The sequence below is a fragment of the Streptomyces sp. NPDC056161 genome (assembly GCF_042268025.1).
GTDB lineage: Bacteria > Actinomycetota > Actinomycetes > Streptomycetales > Streptomycetaceae > Streptomyces.
The window spans coordinates 100,728-123,371 of sequence record NZ_JBHJUV010000019.1; the positions used below are offsets into that span (position 1 = coordinate 100,728).

Below are 22,644 nucleotides of genomic sequence, written 5' to 3' on the forward strand. Positions count from 1 at the left end.
CGGACGCCCGTGTGTCGAAATCCGTACACCGGCGGGACGTAATCCAACGGTTCGGTATCGGAGTGTGAAGATCCATTGCGCCCTCCGTTCACGGTCTCCGCGGCGTGCTCCCGGTGTCTCGCGCATCCGGATGACCCCGCCCCCCGAAAGCCCCTCTCCTATACGGAATGCCAGCAATACATGTGATTTGGTCTGGTATTGACCGGTAAGGGAGTGGCGCTCACGGAGGAGGCACGCCATGCGCTCAGCCACGCAGGCGAAATGGGCCACCGGCGCGATGGCGGTGGCGCTCGCCGCGGCGGCCTGCGGCGGCGGTGCCGACGGCGCGTCCCCGCCCGGCGTGCTCGGCGCCTCCTGGGGCGATCCGCAGAACCCGCTGGAGCCCGCGAACACCAACGAGGTCCAGGGCGGCAAGGTCCTCGACATGATCTTCCGCGGGCTGAAGAAGTACGACTCGACGACCGGCCGGGCCACCGACATGCTGGCGCGGCGGATCGACACCTCGGACTCGCGGAACTTCAGGATCACGCTGAGGGACGGCTGGACCTTCTCCAACGGCGAGAAGGTGACCGCGAAGTCCTTCGTCGACGCCTGGAACTACGGCGCGAGCCTGCGCAACAACCAGCGGAACGCCTACTTCTTCCGCTACATCGAGGGCTACGACAAGGTCCACCCGGCCAGTGGCGCCCAGCACGCCGACACCCTCTCCGGGCTCACGGCCGTCGACGACCGCACCTTCACGGTCCGGCTGAACCAGACGTTCTCCAGCTTCCCGGACACCCTCGGCTACGCGGCCTACGCCCCGCTGCCACGGGCGTTCTTCACCGACCACGCGGCCTGGCTGAAAAAGCCCGTCGGCAACGGCCCGTACACCATCGACTCCTACACCCGCGGCTTCCAGATGTCCCTGCGGAAGTGGGACCGCTACCCCGGCGCGGACAAGGCCCGCAACGCCGGCGTGGACCTCAAGGTCTACACCGACAGCAACACCGCCTACACGGATCTGCTGGCCGGCAACCTCGACCTGGTCGACGACATCCCGGCCGCCCAGCTCAGGAACGTCCGCAGCGACCTCGGCGACCGCTACATCAACACCCCGGCCGGCATCATCCAGACCCTCGCCTTCCCCTACTACGACAAGGACTGGAACAAGCCAGGCGCCGAGAAGGTCCGCACCGGACTGTCCATGGCGATCGACCGCAGGCAGATCACCGACACGATCTTCCGCGGCACCCGCACCCCGGCCACCGACTGGACCTCACCGGTCCTCGGCACCGCCGGCGGCTTCCAGGCCGGGCTGTGCGGCAGGGCCTGCGACCACGACCCCGCCGAGGCCAGGAGACTGGTCGAGGAGGGCGGCGGGATCCCCGGCGGACAGGTCAGGATCACCTACAACGCGGACACCGGTTCGCACCGGGACTGGGTGGACGCCGTGTGCAACTCCATCAACAACGCGCTCGGCGACGACCGGGCCTGCGTCGGCAACCCGGTGGGCACCTTCGCCGACTTCCGCAACCAGATCGCCCGGCGCCGGATGACCGGCCCGTTCCGGGCCGGCTGGCAGATGGACTACCCGCTCATCCAGAACTTCCTCCAGCCGCTCTACTACACCGACGCCTCCTCCAACGACGGCAAGTGGTCCGACGCGGACTTCGACCGGCTCGTCGACCGGGCCAACGCCGAGACCGACAGGGGCGCGGCCATCGTCGGCTTCCAGCAGGCCGAGAGGGTCGTCCGGGACCACATGGCCGCCATCCCGCTCTGGTACCAGAACGGCAGCGCTGGGTACTCGCGGCGGCTGTCCGCCGTGACGCTCAATCCGTTCAGCGTCCCGGTCTACGACCAGATCAGGGTCGGCTGAGCCGCCATGGGACGCTACGTCGTCCGGCGGCTGCTCCAGATGGTCCCGGTGTTCGTCGGGGCCACGCTGCTGATCTTCCTGATGGTGAACGTGATGGGCGACCCGATCGCGGGCCTGTGCGGCGAGCGGCAGTGCGATCCGGCGACCGCCGCCCAGCTCAGAAGGGAGTTCGGACTCGACCGACCGGTGTGGCGGCAGTACCTGACGTACATGGGGAACGTCTTCACCGGCGACTTCGGCACGGCGTTCAACGGCCAGCCGGTCACCGAGCTGATGGCCACGGCGTTCCCCGTCACCGTCCGGCTGACGATCGTGGCCGTCCTCTTCGAGATCGTCATCGGCATCGCCCTTGGCGTGGTGACCGGGCTGCGCCGCGGGCGGCCCGTCGACACCGGCGTGCTGCTGGCCACCCTGGTCGTCATCTCCGTACCGACCTTCGTCACCGGTCTGCTGCTGCAACTGCTGCTCGGCGTCGAGTGGGGCTGGATCAGACCGTCCGTCTCGCCGGAGGCCGCCGTCGGCGAACTGATCGTGCCGGGCCTCGTCCTGGCCTCCGTCTCGCTCGCCTACGTCACCCGGCTGACCCGCACCTCCCTCGCGGAGAACCGGCGCGCCGACTACGTCCGCACGGCGATCGCCAAGGGCCTGCCCCGCCGCCGGATCATCACCCGGCACCTGCTGCGCAACTCCCTCATCCCCGTGGTCACCTTCATCGGGGCCGACATCGGCGCCCTGATGGGCGGTGCGATCGTCACCGAGCGGATCTTCAACATCCACGGCGTCGGCTACCAGCTCTACCAGGGCATCCTGCGGCAGAACACGCAGACCGTCGTCGGCTTCGTCACCGTCCTCGTGCTGATCTTCCTGATCGCCAACCTGCTCGTCGACCTGCTGTACGCCGTACTCGATCCGAGGATCCGCTATGCCTGAGCAGTACGACTCCGAGGGCGCCGTCTCCCCGGCGGGCATGGGCGCCGCGATGGACCTCGCGGCGGGCGAGGCGGCCACGCTTCAGCGGACGCCCGGCGGACCCGCGGGCACCGGCCCCCGGGGCAGACCGCGCAGCCTGTGGTCCGACGCCTGGCGCGACCTGTGCCGCAACCCGGTCTTCCTCGCCTCCGGCCTGGTCATCGTCTTCCTCGTGGTGATCGCCCTGTGGCCATCGCTGATCACCTCCGGCAACCCCCTCAAGTGCGACCTCGTCATGGCCCAGGAGGGCTCCCGGCCCGGCCACCCCTTCGGCTTCGACGGCCAGGGCTGCGACGTCTACACGCGGACCGTGTACGGCGCCCGCGCCTCCGTCACGGTCGGCGTCTGCGCCACCCTCGGGGTGGCCGTCCTCGGCTCGGTCCTCGGCGGACTCGCCGGATTCTTCGGCGGCGTGTGGGACTCGGTCCTGTCCCGGGTCACCGACGTGTTCTTCGCGATCCCGGTCGTGCTCGGCGGTCTGGTGCTGCTCTCCGTGGTGCCCGGCACCACGGTCTGGCCGGTCGTCGGGTTCATGGTGCTGCTCGGCTGGCCGCAGATCGCCCGCATCGCGCGCGGCGCGGTCATCACCGCCCGGCAGCACGACTATGTGCAGGCCGCCCGGGTGCTCGGCGCCTCGCCCGCCCGCATCCTGCTGAGACACATCGCGCCCAACGCCGTCGCGCCGGTGATCGTGGTGGCGACCATCGCGCTCGGCACCTACATCGCGCTGGAGGCGACCCTGTCGTACCTCGGCGTCGGTCTCAGACCGCCCAGCGTCTCCTGGGGGATCGACATCTCCGCCGCCTCCCCGTTCATCCGCAACGCCCCGCACGTGCTGCTGTGGCCCGCCGGGGCGCTGGCACTGACCGTGCTCGCGTTCATCATGCTCGGCGACGCGGTGCGCGACGCCCTCGACCCGAAGCTGAGGTGAGCCGGCGTGCTGCTCGACGTGCGTGACCTGCGCGTGGAGTTCCGGATGCGGGACGGCGTCGCCCGTGCCGTGGACGGCGTCTCGTACCGGGTGGACGCCGGCCGGACCCTCGCCGTGCTCGGCGAGTCCGGCTCCGGCAAGTCGGTGACCGCGCAGGCCGTCCTCGGCATCCTGGACGTGCCGCCCGCGCGGATCACCGGCGGCGAGATCCTCTTCCAGGGCCGGGACCTGCTGAAACTGAAGGAGGAGGAGCGGCGGAGGATCCGCGGCGCCGAACTGGCCATGGTCTTCCAGGACGCGCTGTCCGCCCTGAACCCGGTGCTCACCGTGGGTGACCAGCTCGGCGAGATGTTCGTCGTGCACCGCGGCCTGTCGAGGAAGGACGCCCGGGTGCGGGCGGTCGAGCTGATGGACCGGGTGCGCATCCCGGGCGCCGCGCAGCGCGTACGCGACTATCCGCACCAGTTCTCCGGCGGCATGCGCCAACGCATCATGATCGCCATGGCGCTGGCGCTGGAACCGGCCCTGGTGATCGCCGACGAACCCACCACCGCCCTCGACGTGACCGTCCAGGCCCAGGTGATGGACCTGCTCGCCGAGTTGCAGCGGGAGTCCACCACGGGGCTCGTCCTGATCACCCACGACCTGGGTGTGGTCGCGGACGTCGCCGACACCATCGCCGTGATGTACGCGGGCCGGATCGTCGAATCGGCCCCGGTGCACGACCTCTACAAGGCGCCCGCGCACCCCTACACCCGGGGGCTGCTGGACTCCGTCCCGCGCCTCGGCCAGAAGGGCCGGGAGCTGTACGCGATCAAGGGCCAGCCGCCGAACCTGCTGCACGTCCCGTCGGGCTGTGCCTTCCACCCCCGCTGTCCGATGGCGCGGGACGTGTGCCGGACGGACGAGCCCCCGCCGTACACCGCGGGCGAGGACCGCACGAGCGCCTGCCACTTCTGGCGGGAGTGCCTGCATGGCTGAGCCGATCCTGGAGGCCGACGGCCTCGTCAAGCACTACCCGCTCACCCGGGGCGTCCTCTTCAAGAAGCAGATCGGCGCGGTGAAGGCGGTCGACGGCGTCGACTTCGCGCTGGCCAGGGGCGAAACCCTGGGCCTGGTGGGCGAGTCGGGCTGCGGCAAGTCGACGCTCGCCCGGCTGCTGTGCAGCCTGGAACGGCCGACGGCCGGTTCGATCCGGTTCAAGGGCGAGGACATCACCCGGCTGACCGGCCGGGCCCTGAAGGCCGTACGGCGCAACATCCAGATGGTCTTCCAGGACCCGTACACCTCCCTCAACCCGCGGATGACGGTGGGCGACATCGTCGGGGAGCCGTTCGAGATCCACCCGGAGGCCGCCCCCAAGGGCGAGCGGCGCGGCCGGGTGCGGGAACTGCTGGACGTGGTCGGCCTCGACCCGGAGTACGCGGGCCGCTATCCGCACCAGTTCTCCGGGGGCCAGCGGCAGCGCATCGGCATCGCGCGGGCGCTGGCGCTGCGCCCCGAGGTCATCGTCGCCGACGAGCCGGTGTCGGCGCTGGACGTGTCGGTCCAGGCACAGGTGATCAATCTGCTGGCGCGGCTCCAGGCGGAGTTCGGCCTCTCCTACGTCTTCATCGCGCACGACCTGTCGATCGTGCGGCACATCTCGGACCGGGTCGGGGTGATGTACCTCGGGCGGATCGTGGAGACGGGCAGCGACAGCGAGATCTACGACCATCCGACGCACCCCTACACCCAGGCGCTGCTCTCCGCGGTGCCGGTGCCCGACCCGGCGGCCCGGGAGCACCGCGAGCGGATCATCCTGACGGGCGACGTGCCGTCCCCGACGGACATCCCCTCCGGCTGCCGGTTCCGCACCCGCTGCTGGAAGGCACAGGAGCGGTGCGCCCTGGAGGTGCCGGCGCTCGCGGTCCCGGAGGCGTTCCGCCGTACGTCCGCACCGGCGGCCCACGCCTCGGCCTGCCTGTTCGCCGAGGAGAAACAGGTGGTGCCGGTGGAGGAGGGGCACGGCAACGGGCCGGGGTGACGCACGGCGGCCTCGGACGGTGCAGGACGACGGCCCATGACGGCGCAGGACAACGGCCCGGACGGCGCACGGCAACGGGCCGGGGTGACATGGCGCACCCCGGCCCGTTTCACGGCACCCGCACGGCCGTACGCTGTTCAGCTTCCCGGGTCCGTATATCGGTGCCGCTTCCGTGAAGTTGCCTGAGTGTTAAAGCGTTTTGCCGCTGTTCGCCCCGTTATGCCAGGCCCAGGGAGCGCTTGAGGAAGTCCACCTGGAGCAGGAGCAGATTCTCGGCGACCTGTTCCTGCGGCGTCATGTGCGTGACGCCGGACAGCGGCAGCACCTCGTGCGGGCGGCCCGCGGCCAGCAGCGCGGAGGACAGCCGGAGGGAGTGCGCGACCACCACGTTGTCGTCGGCCAGCCCGTGCACGATCATCAGCGGGCGGTGCGGCTCGGCCGGGGCCGACAGGCCGTCGTCGGTGACGAGGGAGCTGTGGGCGTACGCCTCGGGCTCCTCGGCCGGGTCGCCGAGGTAGCGCTCGGTGTAGTGGGTGTCGTACAGCCGGAAGTCGGTGACCGGGGCGCCCGCGACGCCCGCGTGGAAGACGTCCGGGCGGCGCAGCACGGCGAGGGCGGCCAGGTAGCCGCCGTAGGACCAGCCGCGGATCGCCACCCGGTCCAGGTCCAGCGGGTGGTTCCTGGCGAGGTCCTGGAGCGCCTCGATCTGGTCGTCGAGGGTGACGGTGAAGTCGTGGTGGACCGCCTTCTCCCAGGCCGGCGAGCGGCCGGGGGTGCCGCGGCCGTCGGCGACGACCACCGCGAAACCCTGGTCGGCGAACCACTGCGAGGTCAGATGGGCGTTGTGCGCGGCGACCACCCGGGGGCCGTGCGGTCCGCCATAAGGGTCGAGGAGCACGGGCAGGGGAGTGTCGGAGTGGTAGTCCCGTGGCATAAGCACGGCGCACGGAATTCGGCGTGCGCCCCCCTCTGTCAGCGTCACGCGCGGGGACAAACCAGGGTCTTCGGCATATGACAGGACAGTCACCGTCGGTTTTCCGTCACGCAGCACCTGGTACCGCGCGCCCGGCCGGTCGAGCGTCGTCGAGACCAGCACCAGCACGCCCCCGGCGCGCACCGCCGTGTGTACCCCGGGCTCCCGCGACAGGCGCTCCACGCCCAGCTCGTTCACCCGGTACACATGCACCTCGCCGATCTCGGCGGACTGGCGCGCGGGATCCGCCTCCGCCCCGGCGGAGGCCGCCACCAGCACGTCCTCGGCACCCACGTCGAGCACCGCGCGAATGTGCAACTGCGCCCCGGTCAACGGGCGTTCACCCACCGCGAGGACCCGTGCGCCGCCCTCGTCCGCGATCCGCACGAGCTGTCCCGACGGGCTCCAGCACGGCACCCCGGGGAAAAGATCAAGCCAAGTTGGATCTTCATCGGCGTGCACCATCCGGGTCGCCCCCGAGTCCGGGTCGACGGCCAGGTACAGCTGGCTGCGCTGGTTGCGCGCCTGCACCAGGAGCAGCGGCGCACCCGCCTCTGACCAGTGCACACGTGCCAGATACGGATAGCGCGCGCGATCCCAGACGACCTCCGTGCGCGACCCGTCCAGACCGATCACGAACAGCTGCACGTCCGCGTTCGCGGTGCCCGCCGCCGGGTAGGCGACGTGGTGTGGCTCACGCTCCGGACGGGCGGGGTCGGCGATCCACCAGCGCTGCACCGGCGTGTCGTCCGCGCGCGCCACGAGCAGCCGGTCCGACTCCGGCGCCCACCAGAACCCCCGCGCCCGCCCCATCTCCTCGGCCGCGACGAACTCGGCGAGACCGTAGGTCACCCCGTCCGACTCCGGCTCCGCCAGCGCCCGGTCGTGCTCGCCCGCCGCGTCCACCACCCGCAGGGCACCCTGCGCGACATAGGCGACCTGCCGTCCGTCGGGGGCCGGGCGAGGGTCGATCACCGGCCCGGGAACCGGGAGTTCACGCGCCGTGCCGGCCCGCAGCTCCGCCGTGAAAAGCCGCCCCGACAACGCGAAAGCGGCCAACTCCAGGGCCGCGTCGGCGGCGTAGCCGACGATGCCGGCCCCGCCCTCGCGGCTGCGCTCGCGGCGTGCCCGCTCCTCGGGCGAGAGACGCTCGGCAGCGCCGCCGAGCAGGACGTACGGGTCGGCAGCGAGGCGCTCCCGGCCGTCCGCCGGGTCGAGCACCCACAGCGAGTTCGCCCGTTCCGTACCGGAATTCGAGCGCAGGAACGCGACGCGGGATCCGTCGGGTGCCACGGTGAACGCGCGCGGCGCGCCGAGGGTGAACCGCTGGGTCCGTGCGTGTCGGCGGGGGAAGGATTCAGGGTCGGTCGTCATGCCTTGACCATATTGGCCATGCGCCCCCTTGTGCGGCCGTGCGCCGACCGATGCGCGAGTACGGATAGTTATGATCACTACCGCTGAGTGGGTATGAACCTGCTGGCTCCTGTATGGATTTGCTGTTCCGCACGACAACTGATCCACATACCCCATAGTCCGACCCCCCCGTGTCCCTGGGATCTTTGGAGGTGAGCCGCCGTGGCACTCTCGATTTCGGCGGTGGTGCTGCTGGCGATCATCGTCTTCCTGCTGATCAAGAAGTCAGGGCTGAAGGGCGGCCACGCGGCCGTCTGCATGCTGCTCGGCTTCTATCTCGCCTCCTCCACCATCGCGCCCACGATCAGCGAACTGACGACGAACGTCGCCAGCATGATCGGCGGCATCAAGTTCTGATCCGCCGCGTGGGTGGGCTCCGCCGGCGCAGCGCGCCCGGAGCCCAGCCGCACCCGACCCGTGTGCCGACGGCTGGTTGAGCCTTCGGACGCGCAGGCGAGGAAGCCGGCCCTGCCCCCGGTGGGAACCGGAGGCCAGGGCCGGCTTCGGCGTGCCCGGGGTCGCGGGCCGGCCGCCGCCGGGTTCGCCGGCCGTCCCGACGCCGTACATGCCGCGCCGCCCTTGCCCGTACGGCCGCTCCCGGCAGCCGGGGCACCACCGGACGGGCTCCGGCCGCTCACCGCCCGCACCGCCGTCGTCCCTCTTCACCGTCGGGGGGTCCCGCCCTCGTAGGGTGGGACGCATGACGGAACAGTCCTCTTCCGGTCTCCGGCCCGGGGAACCCCCGGCCCGGCGTCTGCTGCTGGTGCACGCCCACCCCGACGACGAGTCGATCAACAACGGCGCCACCATGGCCCGGTACGCGGCCCAGGGCGCCCAGGTGACGCTGGTCACCTGCACCCTGGGCGAGCGGGGCGAGGTCATTCCGCCTCAGCTGCGGCACCTGACCGGGCCGTCCCTCGGCGCGCACCGGCTGACCGAACTGCGGGCCGCCCTGCGCGAGGTGGGCGTCGAGGACGTCCGGCTGCTCGGCGGGGCCGGCCGCTACGGCGACTCCGGAATGATGGGACTGCCCGACAACGACGACCCCGGCTGCTTCTGGCAGGCCGACCCCGACACCGCCGCCGGGCTGCTCGCCGAGGTCGTCCGTGAGGTGCGCCCCCAGGTCCTGGTCACCTACGACGACAACGGCGGATACGGGCACCCGGACCACATCCAGGCCCACCGCGTCGCCATGCGCGCCGTCGAGCTGGCCGCCGACACCGGCTGGAGCGTCCCCAAGGTCTACTGGAACCGCGTCCCGCGCTCCGTCGCCGAGTCCGCCTTCGCCCGGCTGCGGGACGCACTGCCCGCACTGCCCTTCGCCGAGAGCGCCGACGTCGACGACCTGCCCGGCGTGGTGGACGACGACCGGATCACCACCGCGGTCGACGGCACCGAGCACGCCGCCGCCAAGGCCGCCGCGATGCGCGCCCACGCCACCCAGATCGCCGTCGCCGAACCCTGGTTCGCGCTCTCCAACGAACGGGCGCAACCACTGTTCACCACCGAGTACTACGAGTTGGTGCGCGGGCCGCGGCCCACCGCACCGGAGACCGACCTGTTCGCCGGGGTCGGCCCCGAGGAGACGTCATGAGCGGAGCCGGACCCCACCGACCCCAGCAGCCCCAACAGCGCGGACCGATGATGGCCCAGCCGCTGCAGCGCCCCTCCGCCGGGCGGGTCGCGGCCTACGCCGGGCTGTTCGTGTGCGGCGCCGTGGTGGCACTCGCCGGGACGCTGGTGCAGAGCGGCTGGTTCCCGGGCGGCCTGCTGCTCGCGCTGGCCGGTGCCGCCGGGCTGTTCCTCGGCGCGGCCCGCGCCCTCGCCTCGCGCGCCGGGGCGGTCGCGTCCGTGGCCGGCTGGATCGTCGCCGTCATGCTGCTCACCGCCAGCCGACCCGAAGGTGACTTCCTGTTCGGCGCCGGCGGCGGCTCGTACCTCTTCCTGCTCGGCGGGATGGCCGTCGCTGTGATCTGTGCCACCCTCGGCCCGGGGCGGCCACGCGGCGGCGGCTGAGTCCGACTTGCCAAGTGACGTACCACTTCGCCGGGCGGCGCACGTGCGAGTCCGGTGTGGGTTTCCCCAGCGGTCCGGGGATACGGGCCCGACGTGGCCAGTATGGTGGTGCGCGCCGCCGTGCCTCCCCCGAGCGCTCGACCGCGCGCGAGCCGGGGGGACCCCCACAGAGGTCGTCATGGGCGGCGGAGCCAACCGGGAGAACCTGCCTTGAGTCGTGAAACTGACACTCCGTCCTCCGGGCCCAACGGGCACGGCGGCGCCGCATACCCCTCGGGCACACCGCCGTACGGGACCCCCATGGCAGCCGACGGCGGCACGGAAGCGGGCCGTTCGGCCCCGCAGCCGGAGGAACGCAAGACCGAGACCACGCTGACGACCCGGATCCGGATCAACATCCCGGGATCGCGGCCCATCCCGCCGGTCGTCGTGCGCACGCCCGTCGCGGAGACCGAAGGCCCCGGCCCCGACCGCGACCCGCAGCCGGCCTCCGCCCCGCCGCCCCCGAGCCCCGCCGAGGTTCCGGCCGAGCCCGCCGCCGCGGCCCAGGAGAAGACCAGCGACTGGTTCGCCCCCCGCAAGTCCGGTCCGGCCAAGGGCGGTCCGGGCGGCGGCAGCGGCAACGCGGCCCAGGCGCCCGGCGGTTCGGCAGCGGGCGGCGCGCCCGCCACGGGCCCGGCCCCCGGGGCGCCCGGTGCGGCCCGGCCGGGTGGCGGCGGCCGGCCCGGCGGAGTCGTCGGCGCGATGGGCGCGCCCGGCGCCACCCGGCCGAGCGGCGGCGCGGGCAAGGGCGCGGGGCTGCCCGGTGCCACCGGCGGACCCGTCGCCCCCGGACACGGCGGCGGCACCGGCTCCTTCGACGTGACCGAGGCGCTGGCCGCGGGCCCGCTGGGCGGCGGCGCGCGGCCCGGCCAGGACGGACCCGGCGAGCCGCGCCGCGACGACCTGCCGTACTTCGCGGAGAACGGGACCGGCGGCGCCGAGCGCAACGGGTTCGACGGCCCCCACGGGCAGGGCGGGCCCGGCGGCCCCGGAGGTTTCACCGGGCCCCGCGGACCGGCCGGCCCGACCAGCGGACCGGTCACCGGGGACGGACCGCTGGTGCCGCCCGCCGTCGGCGGCCCCAGCGACCAGGGCGACCACGGCCTGGCGCCGGGCGAGCCCTTCGGCGGCCCGGACACCGGCCGGCCCGCAGCCCCCGACGCCCTCGCCGGACCGGGCGGACCCGGGGTGCGTCCCGGCGCCGGAGTCGGCGCGCACCGCGGCCTCGGCCCCGGCGGCGGACTGAGCGACGACACCGCCATCCTCACCCCGCAGAAGCAGGTCCCGGAACCGCCCGCCTCCGGCTACGGCACTCCCCTCGACAACGTCTCCGGACACACCGTCACCAGCGGCATCCCGGTCGTCCCGCCGGGCCCGAACACCCCGTTCGCGCCGGGCGGCTCCGCCGAGGGACCGGTGCCGCACACCGCCCCCAAGCTGCCCGAGCCGGTCGCGCAGAACGTGCCGCAGGCCAAGCCCAAGAAGAAGGGCCGCAGCAAACTGGTGCTGCTCGGCGGTGTCGTGGTCGTCGCCGGCGCCGGTGTCTACGGCGCCGGGCTGCTGATGAACCACTCCGACGTGCCCAAGGGCACCACCGTGCTCGGCGTCGACATCGGCGGCGGCACCCGGGACAACGCCGTCAACAAGCTCGACGACACCTTCGCCGCCCGGGTCGGCAAACCGCTCAAGCTGTCGGTGGGCGGCAGGACCGTCTCACTGGACCCGGACAACGCGGGCCTCCAGTTCGACTACCAGGCCACGGTGAGCGCGGCGGCGCACAGCGACTACAACCCGGTGTCCGTGATCGGCACCCTGTTCGGCCAGAAGCGCGAGATCCAGCCGGTCATGCCGGTCGACGAGGAAAAACTCCAGGCCGCCCTGAAGGACCTCGGCGGCGAGTCCGGCTCGGTCACCGACGGCACGATCAGGTTCGAGTCCGGCAAGGCCGTCGCCGTGTACGGCAAGGCCGGCAAGGGCATCGACGCGGGCCAGTCCGCCCAGTCGGTCGAGCAGGCGTACCGCACGCTGGTGGAGACCGGTACGGCGTCCCCGGTGACCGTGCCCACCACCACCCAGCAGCCGACGGTCTCCAACGCCGAGGTCGACCGGGAGATGAAGGAGTTCGCCGAGCCCGCCATGTCGCAGACCGTCACCGTGCAGACGGACCCGGCGCACTCGGTCTCGCTGAGCCCGCAGAACTCCCTGTGGAAGTTCCTCAGGGTCACGGCCGTCAACGGCAAGCTGGTCGACAAGCCCGACCTGACCGCCCTGCAGAACCTCTACGGCCAGACCTTCGACGGCGTGCTCATCACCCGGGCCAACGGCGCGAAGACCCCCGTCACCCCGCAGGACGTCTACGGCGCCCTGCGCACCGCGCTGACCAGCAAGACCAGCCGGATCTCCGTCATCGACACCGACCCGAAGTGAGCGCCCCGCCGGCCAGGACCCCGACGGCCGGTCCTGGCCCGGCCGCGTAAGGACGCCCGGCGCACGCCGGGCGGCCCCACGCGCGGCCCATGTGCCGCGCATGACATCTGTCATCCGGCAGCCAGGACCCCTGGCACTGCCGCGCGTCCGGCCCCGCCGCCAACATGGACGCCATGACGACGACAGCGCCACCCGCCACCCCCTCGGTGGTCGGGTTCGATCAGGTGAGCAAGGTGTACGGGAACGTACGGGCCGTGGACGGGCTGTCGCTCGCGCTGCGTCCGGGGGAGACCGTCGCCCTGCTCGGACCCAACGGGGCGGGCAAGTCGACCACCCTCGACCTGCTGCTCGGCCTCAAACGCCCGGACAGCGGCACCGTCCGCGTCTTCGGCACCGGGCCGCGCGAGGCGATCGTGGCCGGCCGGGTCGGCGCCATGTTGCAGTCCGGCGGGCTGATGGACGAGGTCACCGTCGCCGAACTGGTCCGGCTCGGCTGCGCGCTGCACCCGCGGCCGTACCCCGTCGCCGACGTGCTCGCCCGCGCCGGGATCTCCCAGATCGCCGGGCGCAAGGTCGACAAACTCTCCGGCGGCCAGGCCCAGCGCGTCCGCTTCGCCCTCGCCACCGTCGGCGACAGCGACCTGATCGTCCTCGACGAACCGACCACCGGGATGGACGTCTCCGCCCGCCAGGCGTTCTGGGCCACCATGCGCGAGCAGGCCGACCGGGGCCGTACGGTGCTGTTCGCCACCCACTACCTCGAAGAGGCCGACGCCATCGCCGACCGGGTGCTCGTCCTGCACCGCGGCAGGCTCCTCGCCGACGGCACCGCCGCCGAGATCAAGGCGAAGGCGGGCGCCCGCAGGATCTCCTTCGACCTGACGGGCGACATCGACCGGGCCGCCCTCGAAACCCTGCCGTTCCTGACGTCCCTCGACGTCAGCGGCCGGACCGTACGCATCCGCTCCACCGACGCCGACGCCACCGTGCACGCCCTGTACGGGCTGGGCGCCTACCCCCGCAACCTCGAAGTCACCGGGCTCGGCCTTGAGCAGGCATTCGTCGCCCTCACCGAGGCCGAGGAGGCCAAGCAGTCGTGAACAGCCTGATCAAGCTGGAACTCACCCGCGCCCTGCGCAACCGCAAGTTCCTGTTCTTCTCGGTGGTCTACCCCTCGGTCCTGTTCCTGCTCATCGCGGGCAGCGCCGGCTCCACCGACAAGATCGACGGCACCGGCCTGACCCTGCCGACGTACATGATGGTCTCCATGGCGTCCTTCGGCGCCCTGACCGCCGTCCTGATGGGCAACAGCGAGCGCATCGCCAAGGAACGGGAGAGCGGCTGGGTACGGCAACTGCGGCTGACCACCCTGCCGGGCCGCGGCTACGTCCTCGCCAAGACCGCGAGCGCGGCCGTCGTCGGCCTGCCGTCGATCGTCGTCGTCTTCGTCGTCGCCGCGGCCGTGAAGGACGTCCGCCTGGCCGCCTGGCAGTGGCTCGCCCTGACCGGCGCGATCTGGGCCGGAAGCCTGGTCTTCGCCGCGCTCGGCGTCGCCATCGGCTACCTGGCGGCCGGGGACGCCGTCCGCCCGATCACGATGATCGTCTACTTCGGCCTGTCCATCCTGGGCGGCCTGTGGATGCCGGCCACGACCTTCCCCCAGTGGCTCCAGGACATCGCCGAGTGGCTGCCCACCCACGCGTACGCTGCTCTGGGACAGGCGATCGAGCAGAGCCAGGCCCCGCACGCCCGGGACATCGCCGTCCTCGTCGCCTTCTTCGCACTGTTCGCCGGCGGCGCCGCCTGGCTGTACCGGAAGGACACGCTGAAGGCGTGAGTACGACGACAGGGGAGCCGGCGGACCCGACGGACCCGGCATCCGGACGGACCGTGCCGCAGACCGTGCCGCAGGAGCCGTGGGCCCGCTTCGGGCAGCCGGTCACCAGCCGCCGTGCGCTGCTGGTGAAGCTGCTGTGGGCCGGAGTGTGGCTGGTCTTCCTCGGCGCCCCGGTCGCCGACCTGCTGCACGGCGGCCACACCACCGGGGCCACGCTGGCCGGGGCGACGGGCCTCGCCGCCTTCGTCGGCGTCTATGTGCCGCTGATCTTCCGGGAAATGAGCCGGCCCTGCTCCGGCCCGGTCGTCGCCCTGCTGGTCACGGTCCTCGGTGCGCTCGCCGCCGTCCTGGCGCTCACCCTCGGCGCCTCCTGGCTGTGCCTGTTCGTCTACGTCTCGGTCGCCTGCGGTACGACGCTGCCGGTGCCCCGCGCGTACGGGGCCGTCCTCGCGTCGGGCGCCGTGATGTACCTCGTCGGGCTGCGGGTCGGCGAGCACACGGCACGCGATCTGATCTTCCTCCAACTGCTCATCGGGTTCGCGATGACCGGCGTCGGGATGTTGGTCCGTACGACGGTCGAGCTGAGCAAGGCGCGGGCCACCGTCGCCCAGCTCGCCGCCAACGAGGAACGGCTGCGGCTCGCCCGTGACCTGCACGACCTGCTCGGCCACTCCCTCTCGCTGATCACGCTCAAGAGCGAACTCGCGGGCCGGATGCTCCCCGACCGCCCCGACCGGGCGGCCCGGCAGGTCGCCGACATCGAGCGGGTCAGCAGACAGGCCCTGGTCGACGTGCGCGAGGCGGTCACCGGTTACCGGCGCCCCCGCCTCACCGCCGAACTCGCCGGCGCCCAGGCCGCCCTGACCGCCGCGGGGGTCACCGCCCAGGTGCCCGCCGAACCGGACCTCGCCGGGGTGCCGGAGCCCGCCGAGTCCGCGCTCGCCTGGGCGCTGCGCGAGGCGGTCACCAATGTCGTACGGCACAGCGGCGCCCAGCGGTGCGCGGTGGAGGTACTGCGCCGCCAGACCCTGGACGGCCCGGTCCTCGAACTCTCCGTCGAGGACAACGGCTCGGGCGGCTCCGGCACCGGCCCGGGAAACGGCCTGACCGGCCTGACCGAACGCCTGGCCAAGGCCGGCGGCACCCTGGAGGCGGGCCGGGCCCGGCACGGCTTCCGCCTCGTGGCCCGGGTGCCCCTGACCACCGGCCCGGCCCTAGGATCCCCGGCATGAGCAGCACGATCAGGGTCCTCCTCGCCGAGGACCAGTCGATGGTCCGCGAGGCGCTGGCCGCCCTGCTCGGCATGGAGGACGACATCGAGGTCGTCGCCCAGGTCGCCCGCGGGGACCAGGTGCTGGCCGCGGTGCGCGAGCAGGCCGTGGACGTCGCCCTGCTCGACATCGAGATGCCCGGCTGCACCGGCATCGAAGCGGCGGCCCAGGTGCACCGCGAGCTGCCCGGGGTGAAGCTCGTCGTCCTCACCACCTTCGGCCGCCCCGGCTATCTGCGCAGCGCGATGGAGGCGGGCGCGGACGCGTTCCTGGTCAAGGACGCCCCCGCCGCCCAGCTTGCCGAGGCGGTGCGCAAGGTGCTGGCCGGCGAACGCGTCATCGACCCGACGCTGGCCGCCGCGGCCCTCGCCGACGGCGCCAACCCGCTCACCGACCGCGAACGCGAGATCCTGCGCACCGCCGCCGACGGCTCCACCAACGCGGAACTGGCCGCGACCCTCCACCTCTCCCCGGGCACGGTCCGCAACTACCTCTCCACAGCCATCCAGAAAATGGCAGCCCGCAACAGAGCAGAAGCAGTACGAATAGCCCGGGAAAAGGGCTGGCTGTAGCCCCCCGGACCGGAGACGGGGAACCCTCGACGCAGACCAGGTGCGCGGGGAACTGCGCACCCAGCCACACCCAACCCGCACCCGAAGGCCGGGAACGCCCCGCTACTCAGGGGCGCGGGGAACTGCGCAAACCCCACGACGCACCTGCACCTGACGGATGGGAACGGCCCGCTACTCAGGGGCACGGGGAACTGCGCAAACCCCACGACGCACCTGCACCTGACGGATGGGAACGGCCCGCTACTCAGGGGCGCGGGGAACTGCGCAAACCCCACGACGCACCTGCACCTGAGGGATGGGAACGGCCCGCGGGTCAGGGGCGCGGGGAACTGCGCAAACCCCACGACGCACCTGCACCCGACGGACGACGACGCCCCGCTACTCAGGGGCGCGGGGAACTGCGCACAACAAACACCCCCCGCTAGTTCAACAACGCCCGCGCCGCATCCGCCTGCCACCGCACCCGCCCCGCCCCCGCCTCATCCGCCGCCTCCAACACCTCCGCATACGCATCCAGCTCCGCCGCCCCGGCACAGAACTCCCCCCGCTGAACAAGCAACTGCGCCCGCTCGTACCGCAGCCGCGCCGGATGCGACGGCAGCAACAGCCCCAGCTCCACCGCCCACAGCGCCACATCCGACCGTTCCGGCCGGGCCGCCGCCCACGCCCGGACGTTGTTCAGGATCCGCACGACGACGTCGAGCGGCGCCGCCGGCCCCAGCATGGACGGTTCCAGCGGCGCCCCCGTCGCACCGGCGACCAGCAGCTCCGTGTCCGTACCGGTGAGCACCCGACCGCCGTCGAAGGGATCGGCCAGCACCTGTTCCCCGGCCGGGCCGAACCCCACGACGAAGTGACCGGGCAACGCCACCCCGTACACATGGGCCCCCGCCCGCCGGGCCACCTCCAGCCAGACCACCGAGAGCAGGATCGGCAGCCCGCGCCGCCGCCTGAGCACCGCATGCAGCAGCGACGACTCCAGCCGCCGGTAGTCCGCGGCGGAGCCGTGGAACCCGTGGCGCTCCCCGAGCAGCCGGCGCAGCGCCTCGGCCCAGGCGGAGGGGCCGCCCGGCCGGTACGGCAGCTGTCCCGCGAGCCGGTCCAGTTCCAGCTGCGCCGCGTCCAGGCCGGCCTCGTCCAGCGCGCCGTCCGCCTCCGCGCCGAGCAGCAGGCACAGCATCGACAGATCGGGCCGTTCGGACCGCGCCTCGGCCGCGAACCGCCGCCGTACCTCGGCCGAGCGCTCCGGGGACGGCGGGTGCGGGGGAGGCATGGCGGGCCGGCGCCCGGTCACGACGGTCCGTTCCGCGATCCGGTGCCCGAGCCGCCCGGCTCCCGGTAGTGGTGGTAGGAGTGGTGCGCGGCGAAGCCGAGACCCTCGTACAGCGCCCGCGCCCCCGCGTTGTCCGCCTCGACCTGGAGCCAGCCCGCCGAGGCGCCCTCGTCGAGAGCCCGCCGGGCCAGCGCCGCCATCACCGTGGTGGCCAGCCCCCGCCTGCGCCGGCCCGGATCCACCTCGACGGCGGCGAACCCGGCCCACCTTCCGTCCACGACGCACCGGCCGATCGCGGCCGGGCCGTCGCCGTCCGCGCCGGGCACGGTCGCGAACCACACCGAGGGCCCACTGCCCAGTACTCGCAGGGCCACGTCGCTCACCCCCTTGCGCTGGTACCTGCTCAGCCAGGTCCCGTCCACCGTCCGGGACAGGACCACTCCGGTGCCCTCGGCCCGGTCCGCGACCGGCCCGAGCGCCCCGGTCCACAGTTCGGCGGTCACCTCGCGCACCCAGCCTCGCCGCTCCAGCTCCGCGCACAGCGGTTCCTGCGTGCCCGCGGCGCCGGTCGCGGTCTGCACGTACGCGGGCAGTCCGCGCTCGCCGTACCAGCGTCGTACGGCCTCCAGTGCCGCGTCGAGCGGAAGCCCCGGGTCGCCGAGCGGCAGGACGCTGTTGGCCCGCCGGGTGAAGCCCGCCCGGCGGGCGGGAGAGGCCGTACCGGGCGCCGGGCGCGGCACCTCCTGGGCCGCCGCCCGCAGCTGCCACTCGCCGAGCCGTTCGCTCTCCACCGGCTGCCAGGCCCGCGCGGTGACGAGCGCGAGTTCCTGGTACGTGGCGGCGGGGCCCCGGCGTCGCGCCGGTACGGCCGGTACGGTCTTGCCCGCGACCAGCGCGGCTTCCTGGACCTGGACGACCTGCCCGTCCTTCCGTGTGATCAGCAGCACACCGTCGTTCCAGGATGTGAGAAAACCCACCGTGTCGGTGAACTTACGGGTGGAGCTCCCCGGTTCGATCAAGCGTCGTATGGAGACCCGTTTACCCACGTCAGCAGGGGTGATATTGACCTTGAGGCGTCCGCCGGCAGAGATTTCCACTGGTAGGTTCACCCCTCCTGTTCGGATCATGCCCAAGAACGGAGATACTAGGGGCTGGGCATCGACGACGCCGCGCTCCCGCGCGCCAGGCGGCGGAGCCTGAGGAGGCCCGCCGGCGCCCAATCGAGGAGGAACGACAGCGTGACCTACGTCATCGCGCAGCCTTGTGTCGACGTCAAGGACAAGGCGTGCATCGAGGAGTGCCCGGTCGACTGCATCTACGAGGGCCAGCGGTCCTTGTACATCCACCCGGACGAATGCGTCGACTGTGGTGCCTGTGAGCCGGTCTGCCCGGTCGAGGCGATCTTCTATGAAGACGACACTCCGGAGGAGTGGAAGGACTACTACAAGGCGAACGTCGAGTTCTTCGACGAGCTGGGTTCCCCCGGCGGCGCCAGCAAGCTGGGGCTGATCGAGCGCGACCACCCCTTCATCGCCGCGCTGCCGCCGCAGGCCGAGTAACCCAGCACCACGACGGCCCGCGGCCCCCGGCTCCGCGCGAACCGGGGGATCCTCACCGCCGCCTCGGTCCCGTACGGCCTGATCGCCGCCGTACGGGGCCGAGGCGTTTGCCGTACCGACGAAAGTGAGCCCGTAACCGTGTCCGCACCGTCCGACCCCGCGCCCGTCGCCCGTGCCCGCTCCTTCGGAGAGGGAACGCTCCGCGACCGGCTTCCCGCATTCCCCTGGGACAGCCTTGAGCCGTACAAGAAGACGGCCGCCGCGCACCCCGACGGCATCGTCGACCTGTCCATCGGCACCCCGGTCGACCCGGTCCCCGAGCTGATCCAGAAGGCGCTGACCGCCGCTGCCGACTCGCCGGGCTATCCGACCGTCTGGGGCACCGCCGAACTGCGTGACGCGATCACCGGCTGGCTGGGGCGCCGTCTCGGCGCCCGGGACGTCACCCACCGCCACGTGCTGCCCGTGGTCGGTTCCAAGGAACTCGTCGCCTGGCTCCCCACCCAGCTGGGCCTCGGCCCCGGCGACAAGGTGGCCCATCCCCGTCTGGCCTACCCGACGTACGAGGTCGGCGCCCGCCTGGCCGGCGCCCGGCACGAGACCTACGACGACCCGACGGAGCTGGACCCCACGGACCTGCGGCTGCTGTGGCTGAACTCCCCGTCCAACCCGACGGGCCGGGTGCTGCCCAAGGAGGAGCTGACCCGGATCGTCGCCTGGGCCCGCGAGCACGGCGTCCTGGTCGTCGCCGACGAGTGCTACCTCGAACTGGGCTGGGAGGCCGATCCGGTCTCGGTGCTCCACCCGGACGTCAACGGCGGTTCGTACGACGGCGTCGTCGCCGTCCACTCCCTCTCCAAGCGGTCGAACCTGGCCGGCTACCGGGCCGCCTTCCTGGCCGGTGACCCGGCCGTGCTGGCCCCGCTGCTGGAGATCCGCAAGCACGGCGGCATGATGACCCCGGCGCCGACCCAGGCGGCGGTGGTCGCGGCCCTGGGCGACGACGCGCACGTGCACGAGCAGCGTGAGCGCTACGCCGCCCGCCGCACGGCGCTGCGCGAGGCGCTGCTCGGCCACGGCTTCCGGATCGAGCACAGCGAGGCGGGTCTCTACCTCTGGGCCACCCGCGGCGAGTCCTGCTGGGACACGGTCGCGTACCTCGCCGACCGGGGCATCCTGGTCGCGCCGGGCGACTTCTACGGCGCGGCGGGCGGGACGTTCGTACGGGTTGCGCTGACGGCTACGGATGAGCGGGTGGCTGCGGCGGTGGGGCGGTTGTCCACCTGATTCGCTGCGCGGGCCGGGGGGATGCGGGGGCCGGGCCGGGGGCGTCTGTCGTTGTCCGGGTACGTGCGACGGCGTCGTGGCTGGTCGCGCAGTTCCCCGCGCCCCTTGGGGGCGTGGTCGGTGTGCCGTGTTGTTCGGCTGCGGCGCCGTCGTGGTTGTTCGCGCAGTTCCCCGCGCCCCTAAGAGTTGCTGCGGCGGCGTCGTGGCTGGTCGCGCGGTTCGCCGCGCCCCTGAGGGGTGCTGTGGCTACGGCGACGGGGTCCAGGACGTGTCCTGGACCCCGTTCACCGTTCGGGCGAGCGGTGTGGCATCAGTTGCCCAGCGGCAGGCCCTGCACCGGCAGCTGGGAGGTCGGCAGCCCGCCCTTGGTGAGGGAGTCCGTCGGCAGTCCGCCCTTGGTGGCCGCCTGGGCCGTCTCGCCGAGGATGGTCCCGGCGGAGCCGGCCGCGTCGCCCGCCGCCTTCTGCGCCACCGGTGCCGTCTTCTTCACGGCCTGGCCGCCGGTCTTGCCCGCGGCCGGAACCGTCTTCTGGACCGCCTTGCCGCCCGTGTCGCCGACGACCCCGGTGATGTGCTGGGTCGCGCCGTCGACGGTGTTGCCGACGCTCGCCCCGTCCAGGGCGGTCAGCCCGCCGAGGTTCGGGGTGGCCGGGAGGCTCGGCGCCGCGCTGGCGGAGCCGGCCGCACCGACCCCGGCTGCCGCTCCCGCTGCGACGAGCAGCGCGGCACGGGCGATCCGACGGGTCAGGGGGAGGGACATGATGCTCCATTCGACGGAAGGATGGTGAAGTATCCGACCGCGCCCGGGAGTTGATCGACCGGTTCGGCCGTCGTCCGGGCTCGGACGCAGTGATTACCGCTCGAAACCCGTGAAGGTTGCGGAGGCGTCGGGTAAAGAATTGATAACGCATCGCATTATCGGTTGTGGATAAAAACGGGCAAAGGGCGTCCCGTCGGAGCGTGTGCAGGATCCTTACAGCACCGCATTTCCAAGGGCTTTCCGGTTCGCGGGGACGGTCGCGCGCAAACCTGCCCGCCCGACTGTCCCGACCCGCACGCCATGACCCCGGAGGGTGAGGCTCCGCACTACTGTCCGGTCACGATCCGGACCGACCCCGTGGTCCGCTCCGCGCCCGGCGCGCTCGCCGGGGCGATCGGCCGCCACTGGCTGTCGGTGCTCCCGGCCGACCACTGCCGCCCCGCGTACGACACCTGCCGGATGTGCAGCGCCGAGGCGTTGGCCACCGCCCACTGCGCCAGCTGCCAGCCCCGCTCCAGCTCGCTGCGTCCGGCCGCGTCGGTCTTCGTGCCGCCCGGCACCGGCAGGGTGATCATCCGGCCCCGCGCCCGCGCGGTCACCGTGGGCGACGGCTTCGGCGACGGCCGGGCCGCCCCGCCGACCTGGGCGCCGGCCTCCTGGAGGTTCTCCGACGGGCCGAAGTCCCGGACCAGCGCGGCCCGCAGCGCGTCGACGGCCGTGCCCGCGTCGATGCCCGTGCCGGTGCCGGTACCCATGGCCGTGGTCCGCGCGTCGGCCGCGGGCAGCCCCTGGCAGGTGAGCGACGCCGCCGTCTGCCCGGTCAGGGCCGCGGCCAGCAGCGCGGCGTCCTGCTCGTGCTTGGCGTACGCCTCCGGGAAACCGCTGCGCTGCACGCGCTGCGCGGCCACCGTGACCGGAAGCCGGGCGTAGTCGGGCACCTTGGCCAGGTGCTCGAAGAAGACACCCGCCGCGTACGCCGGGTCCATGATCTGCTTCTCGGTGCCCCAGCCCTGCGAGGGCCGCTGCTGGAACAGGCCGACCGAGTCCCGGTCGCCGTGCGCCAGATTGCGCAGCCCGGACTCCTGGAGCGCGGTCGCGAGCGCGACCGCCACGGCCCGCTCGGGCATGCCCTGCCCGGTGCCCACGGCGGCGATGGTCGCCGCGTTCACCGCCTGCTCGGGCGTGAACCGGTACGCCGCGGGAGCGTTGCCGACGGCGACCACTTTGCAGGCCCGTGCGGTACCGCCGGTGACGTACTGCACGACGAGATAGCCCGCGAGCGCGCACAGGACCGCGACGGCCGCGGCGAAGCGGACGAGGCGGCGGCGTCGCCTGACGGGGCGAGGGGTCGGCTCTGACACGCGTACAAGGTACTGGAGCACCCTGTGACCAGGTGACTCCACAGGGCGACCGGCGTGGGCCGTCCA

General features: G+C 72.7%; 20 protein-coding genes. 15 read left to right on the top strand and 5 right to left on the bottom strand.

Annotation, left to right across the window (positions count from 1 at the left end):
• Positions 1-238 precede the first annotated feature (238 nt).
• The 5 genes from ACFC09_RS19495 to ACFC09_RS19515 are packed head-to-tail and all read left to right on the top strand — an operon-like array spanning position 239 to position 5,787.
• Positions 239-1,861: an ABC transporter substrate-binding protein gene (locus ACFC09_RS19495; RefSeq protein ID WP_376529735.1), complete on the top strand. Its 1,623-nt coding sequence runs from the start codon at positions 239-241 to the stop codon at positions 1,859-1,861.
• 6 nt (positions 1,862-1,867) lie between these two features.
• Positions 1,868-2,791 carry an ABC transporter permease gene (locus tag ACFC09_RS19500; RefSeq protein ID WP_376529737.1) on the top strand — a complete coding sequence of 308 codons (924 nt, stop codon included), beginning with the start codon at positions 1,868-1,870 and terminating at the stop codon, positions 2,789-2,791.
• Positions 2,784-3,761 (top strand): ABC transporter permease, encoded by a 978-nt coding sequence (locus ACFC09_RS19505; RefSeq protein ID WP_376529739.1) that lies wholly within the window; start codon positions 2,784-2,786, stop codon positions 3,759-3,761. Before ACFC09_RS19500 ends, ACFC09_RS19505 begins: the two co-directional genes overlap by 8 nt.
• Before the next feature lie 6 nt (positions 3,762-3,767).
• Positions 3,768-4,742, top strand: coding sequence for an ABC transporter ATP-binding protein (locus ACFC09_RS19510; RefSeq protein WP_376529741.1), 975 nt, complete (start codon positions 3,768-3,770; stop codon positions 4,740-4,742).
• Positions 4,735-5,787: an ABC transporter ATP-binding protein gene (locus tag ACFC09_RS19515; protein ID WP_376529743.1), complete on the top strand. Its 1,053-nt coding sequence runs from the start codon at positions 4,735-4,737 to the stop codon at positions 5,785-5,787. Before ACFC09_RS19510 ends, ACFC09_RS19515 begins: the two co-directional genes overlap by 8 nt.
• A 217-nt stretch (positions 5,788-6,004) precedes the next feature.
• Here the strand turns inward: ACFC09_RS19515 and ACFC09_RS19520 are convergent, their stop codons facing one another.
• Positions 6,005-8,134, bottom strand: a complete 2,130-nt coding sequence (locus tag ACFC09_RS19520; protein ID WP_376529745.1) for a prolyl oligopeptidase family serine peptidase — start codon at positions 8,132-8,134, stop codon at positions 6,005-6,007.
• Between the two features lie 201 nt (positions 8,135-8,335).
• Here ACFC09_RS19520 and ACFC09_RS19525 point away from each other — a divergent pair, with 201 nt between their 5' ends.
• From ACFC09_RS19525 to ACFC09_RS19560, 8 genes are all read left to right on the top strand, one after another.
• The gene (locus tag ACFC09_RS19525; protein ID WP_376529747.1) at positions 8,336-8,530 is read left to right on the top strand and encodes a hypothetical protein; all 195 of its coding nucleotides are present in this window, start codon (positions 8,336-8,338) and stop codon (positions 8,528-8,530) included.
• Positions 8,531-8,873: 343 nt separating this feature from the next.
• A complete protein-coding gene (gene mshB, locus ACFC09_RS19530; protein ID WP_376529749.1) occupies positions 8,874-9,767 on the top strand; it encodes an N-acetyl-1-D-myo-inositol-2-amino-2-deoxy-alpha-D-glucopyranoside deacetylase in 894 nt (297 codons plus the stop codon).
• Entirely contained in the window at positions 9,764-10,189 is a 426-nt protein-coding gene (locus ACFC09_RS19535) for a DUF6113 family protein (RefSeq protein ID WP_376529751.1), read from the top strand. Before mshB ends, ACFC09_RS19535 begins: the two co-directional genes overlap by 4 nt.
• Before the next feature lie 210 nt (positions 10,190-10,399).
• Positions 10,400-12,658, top strand: coding sequence for a hypothetical protein (locus tag ACFC09_RS19540; RefSeq protein WP_376529753.1), 2,259 nt, complete (start codon positions 10,400-10,402; stop codon positions 12,656-12,658).
• A 173-nt stretch (positions 12,659-12,831) separates the two neighbouring features.
• Positions 12,832-13,758, top strand: coding sequence for an ABC transporter ATP-binding protein (locus ACFC09_RS19545; RefSeq protein ID WP_376529755.1), 927 nt, complete (start codon positions 12,832-12,834; stop codon positions 13,756-13,758).
• Positions 13,755-14,495: an ABC transporter permease gene (locus ACFC09_RS19550; RefSeq protein WP_376529757.1), complete on the top strand. Its 741-nt coding sequence runs from the start codon at positions 13,755-13,757 to the stop codon at positions 14,493-14,495. Before ACFC09_RS19545 ends, ACFC09_RS19550 begins: the two co-directional genes overlap by 4 nt.
• Before the next feature lie 53 nt (positions 14,496-14,548).
• Positions 14,549-15,727, top strand: coding sequence for a sensor histidine kinase (locus tag ACFC09_RS19555; protein ID WP_376529863.1), 1,179 nt, complete (start codon positions 14,549-14,551; stop codon positions 15,725-15,727).
• Entirely contained in the window at positions 15,724-16,338 is a 615-nt protein-coding gene (locus tag ACFC09_RS19560) for a response regulator transcription factor (RefSeq protein WP_376529759.1), read from the top strand. The genes ACFC09_RS19555 and ACFC09_RS19560 overlap by 4 nt, the downstream gene beginning before the upstream one ends.
• Before the next feature lie 421 nt (positions 16,339-16,759).
• Here the strand turns inward: ACFC09_RS19560 and ACFC09_RS19565 are convergent, their stop codons facing one another.
• Entirely contained in the window at positions 16,760-17,611 is an 852-nt protein-coding gene (locus tag ACFC09_RS19565; RefSeq protein WP_376529761.1) for a tetratricopeptide repeat protein, read from the bottom strand.
• Positions 17,612-17,628: 17 nt separating this feature from the next.
• On the bottom strand, positions 17,629-18,708 hold the full coding sequence (locus tag ACFC09_RS19570; protein WP_376529763.1) for a GNAT family N-acetyltransferase: 1,080 nt from the start codon (positions 18,706-18,708) through the stop codon (positions 17,629-17,631).
• Positions 18,709-18,849: 141 nt separating this feature from the next.
• Here ACFC09_RS19570 and fdxA point away from each other — a divergent pair, with 141 nt between their 5' ends.
• Positions 18,850-19,170 (top strand): ferredoxin, encoded by a 321-nt coding sequence (fdxA, locus tag ACFC09_RS19575; RefSeq protein WP_030929316.1) that lies wholly within the window; start codon positions 18,850-18,852, stop codon positions 19,168-19,170.
• A gap of 138 nt (positions 19,171-19,308) precedes the next feature.
• Positions 19,309-20,457 carry a bifunctional succinyldiaminopimelate transaminase/glutamate-prephenate aminotransferase gene (locus tag ACFC09_RS19580; RefSeq protein WP_376529766.1) on the top strand — a complete coding sequence of 383 codons (1,149 nt, stop codon included), beginning with the start codon at positions 19,309-19,311 and terminating at the stop codon, positions 20,455-20,457.
• A 310-nt stretch (positions 20,458-20,767) separates the two neighbouring features.
• Here the strand turns inward: ACFC09_RS19580 and ACFC09_RS19585 are convergent, their stop codons facing one another.
• Positions 20,768-21,217, bottom strand: coding sequence for an ATP-binding protein (locus tag ACFC09_RS19585; RefSeq protein ID WP_376529768.1), 450 nt, complete (start codon positions 21,215-21,217; stop codon positions 20,768-20,770).
• A gap of 326 nt (positions 21,218-21,543) precedes the next feature.
• Positions 21,544-22,578 carry a heavy metal transporter gene (locus ACFC09_RS19590; protein WP_376529770.1) on the bottom strand — a complete coding sequence of 345 codons (1,035 nt, stop codon included), beginning with the start codon at positions 22,576-22,578 and terminating at the stop codon, positions 21,544-21,546.
• Positions 22,579-22,644: the final 66 nt, after the last annotated feature.

Bases quoted from the DNA above. Each gene is read 5' to 3' on its own strand.
- ACFC09_RS19585 (WP_376529768.1), bottom strand. From the start codon at position 21,217: ATGTCCCTCCCCCTGACCCGTCGGATCGCCCGTGCCGCGCTGCTCGTC.
- mshB (WP_376529749.1), top strand. From the start codon at position 8,874: ATGACGGAACAGTCCTCTTCCGGTCTCCGGCCCGGGGAACCCCCGGCC.
- ACFC09_RS19515 (WP_376529743.1), top strand. From the start codon at position 4,735: ATGGCTGAGCCGATCCTGGAGGCCGACGGCCTCGTCAAGCACTACCCG.
- ACFC09_RS19520 (WP_376529745.1), bottom strand. From the start codon at position 8,134: ATGACGACCGACCCTGAATCCTTCCCCCGCCGACACGCACGGACCCAG.
- ACFC09_RS19545 (WP_376529755.1), top strand. From the start codon at position 12,832: ATGACGACGACAGCGCCACCCGCCACCCCCTCGGTGGTCGGGTTCGAT.
- ACFC09_RS19495 (WP_376529735.1), top strand. From the start codon at position 239: ATGCGCTCAGCCACGCAGGCGAAATGGGCCACCGGCGCGATGGCGGTG.
- ACFC09_RS19565 (WP_376529761.1), bottom strand. From the start codon at position 17,611: ATGCCTCCCCCGCACCCGCCGTCCCCGGAGCGCTCGGCCGAGGTACGG.
- ACFC09_RS19500 (WP_376529737.1), top strand. From the start codon at position 1,868: ATGGGACGCTACGTCGTCCGGCGGCTGCTCCAGATGGTCCCGGTGTTC.
- ACFC09_RS19505 (WP_376529739.1), top strand. From the start codon at position 2,784: ATGCCTGAGCAGTACGACTCCGAGGGCGCCGTCTCCCCGGCGGGCATG.
- ACFC09_RS19560 (WP_376529759.1), top strand. From the start codon at position 15,724: ATGAGCAGCACGATCAGGGTCCTCCTCGCCGAGGACCAGTCGATGGTC.
- ACFC09_RS19535 (WP_376529751.1), top strand. From the start codon at position 9,764: ATGAGCGGAGCCGGACCCCACCGACCCCAGCAGCCCCAACAGCGCGGA.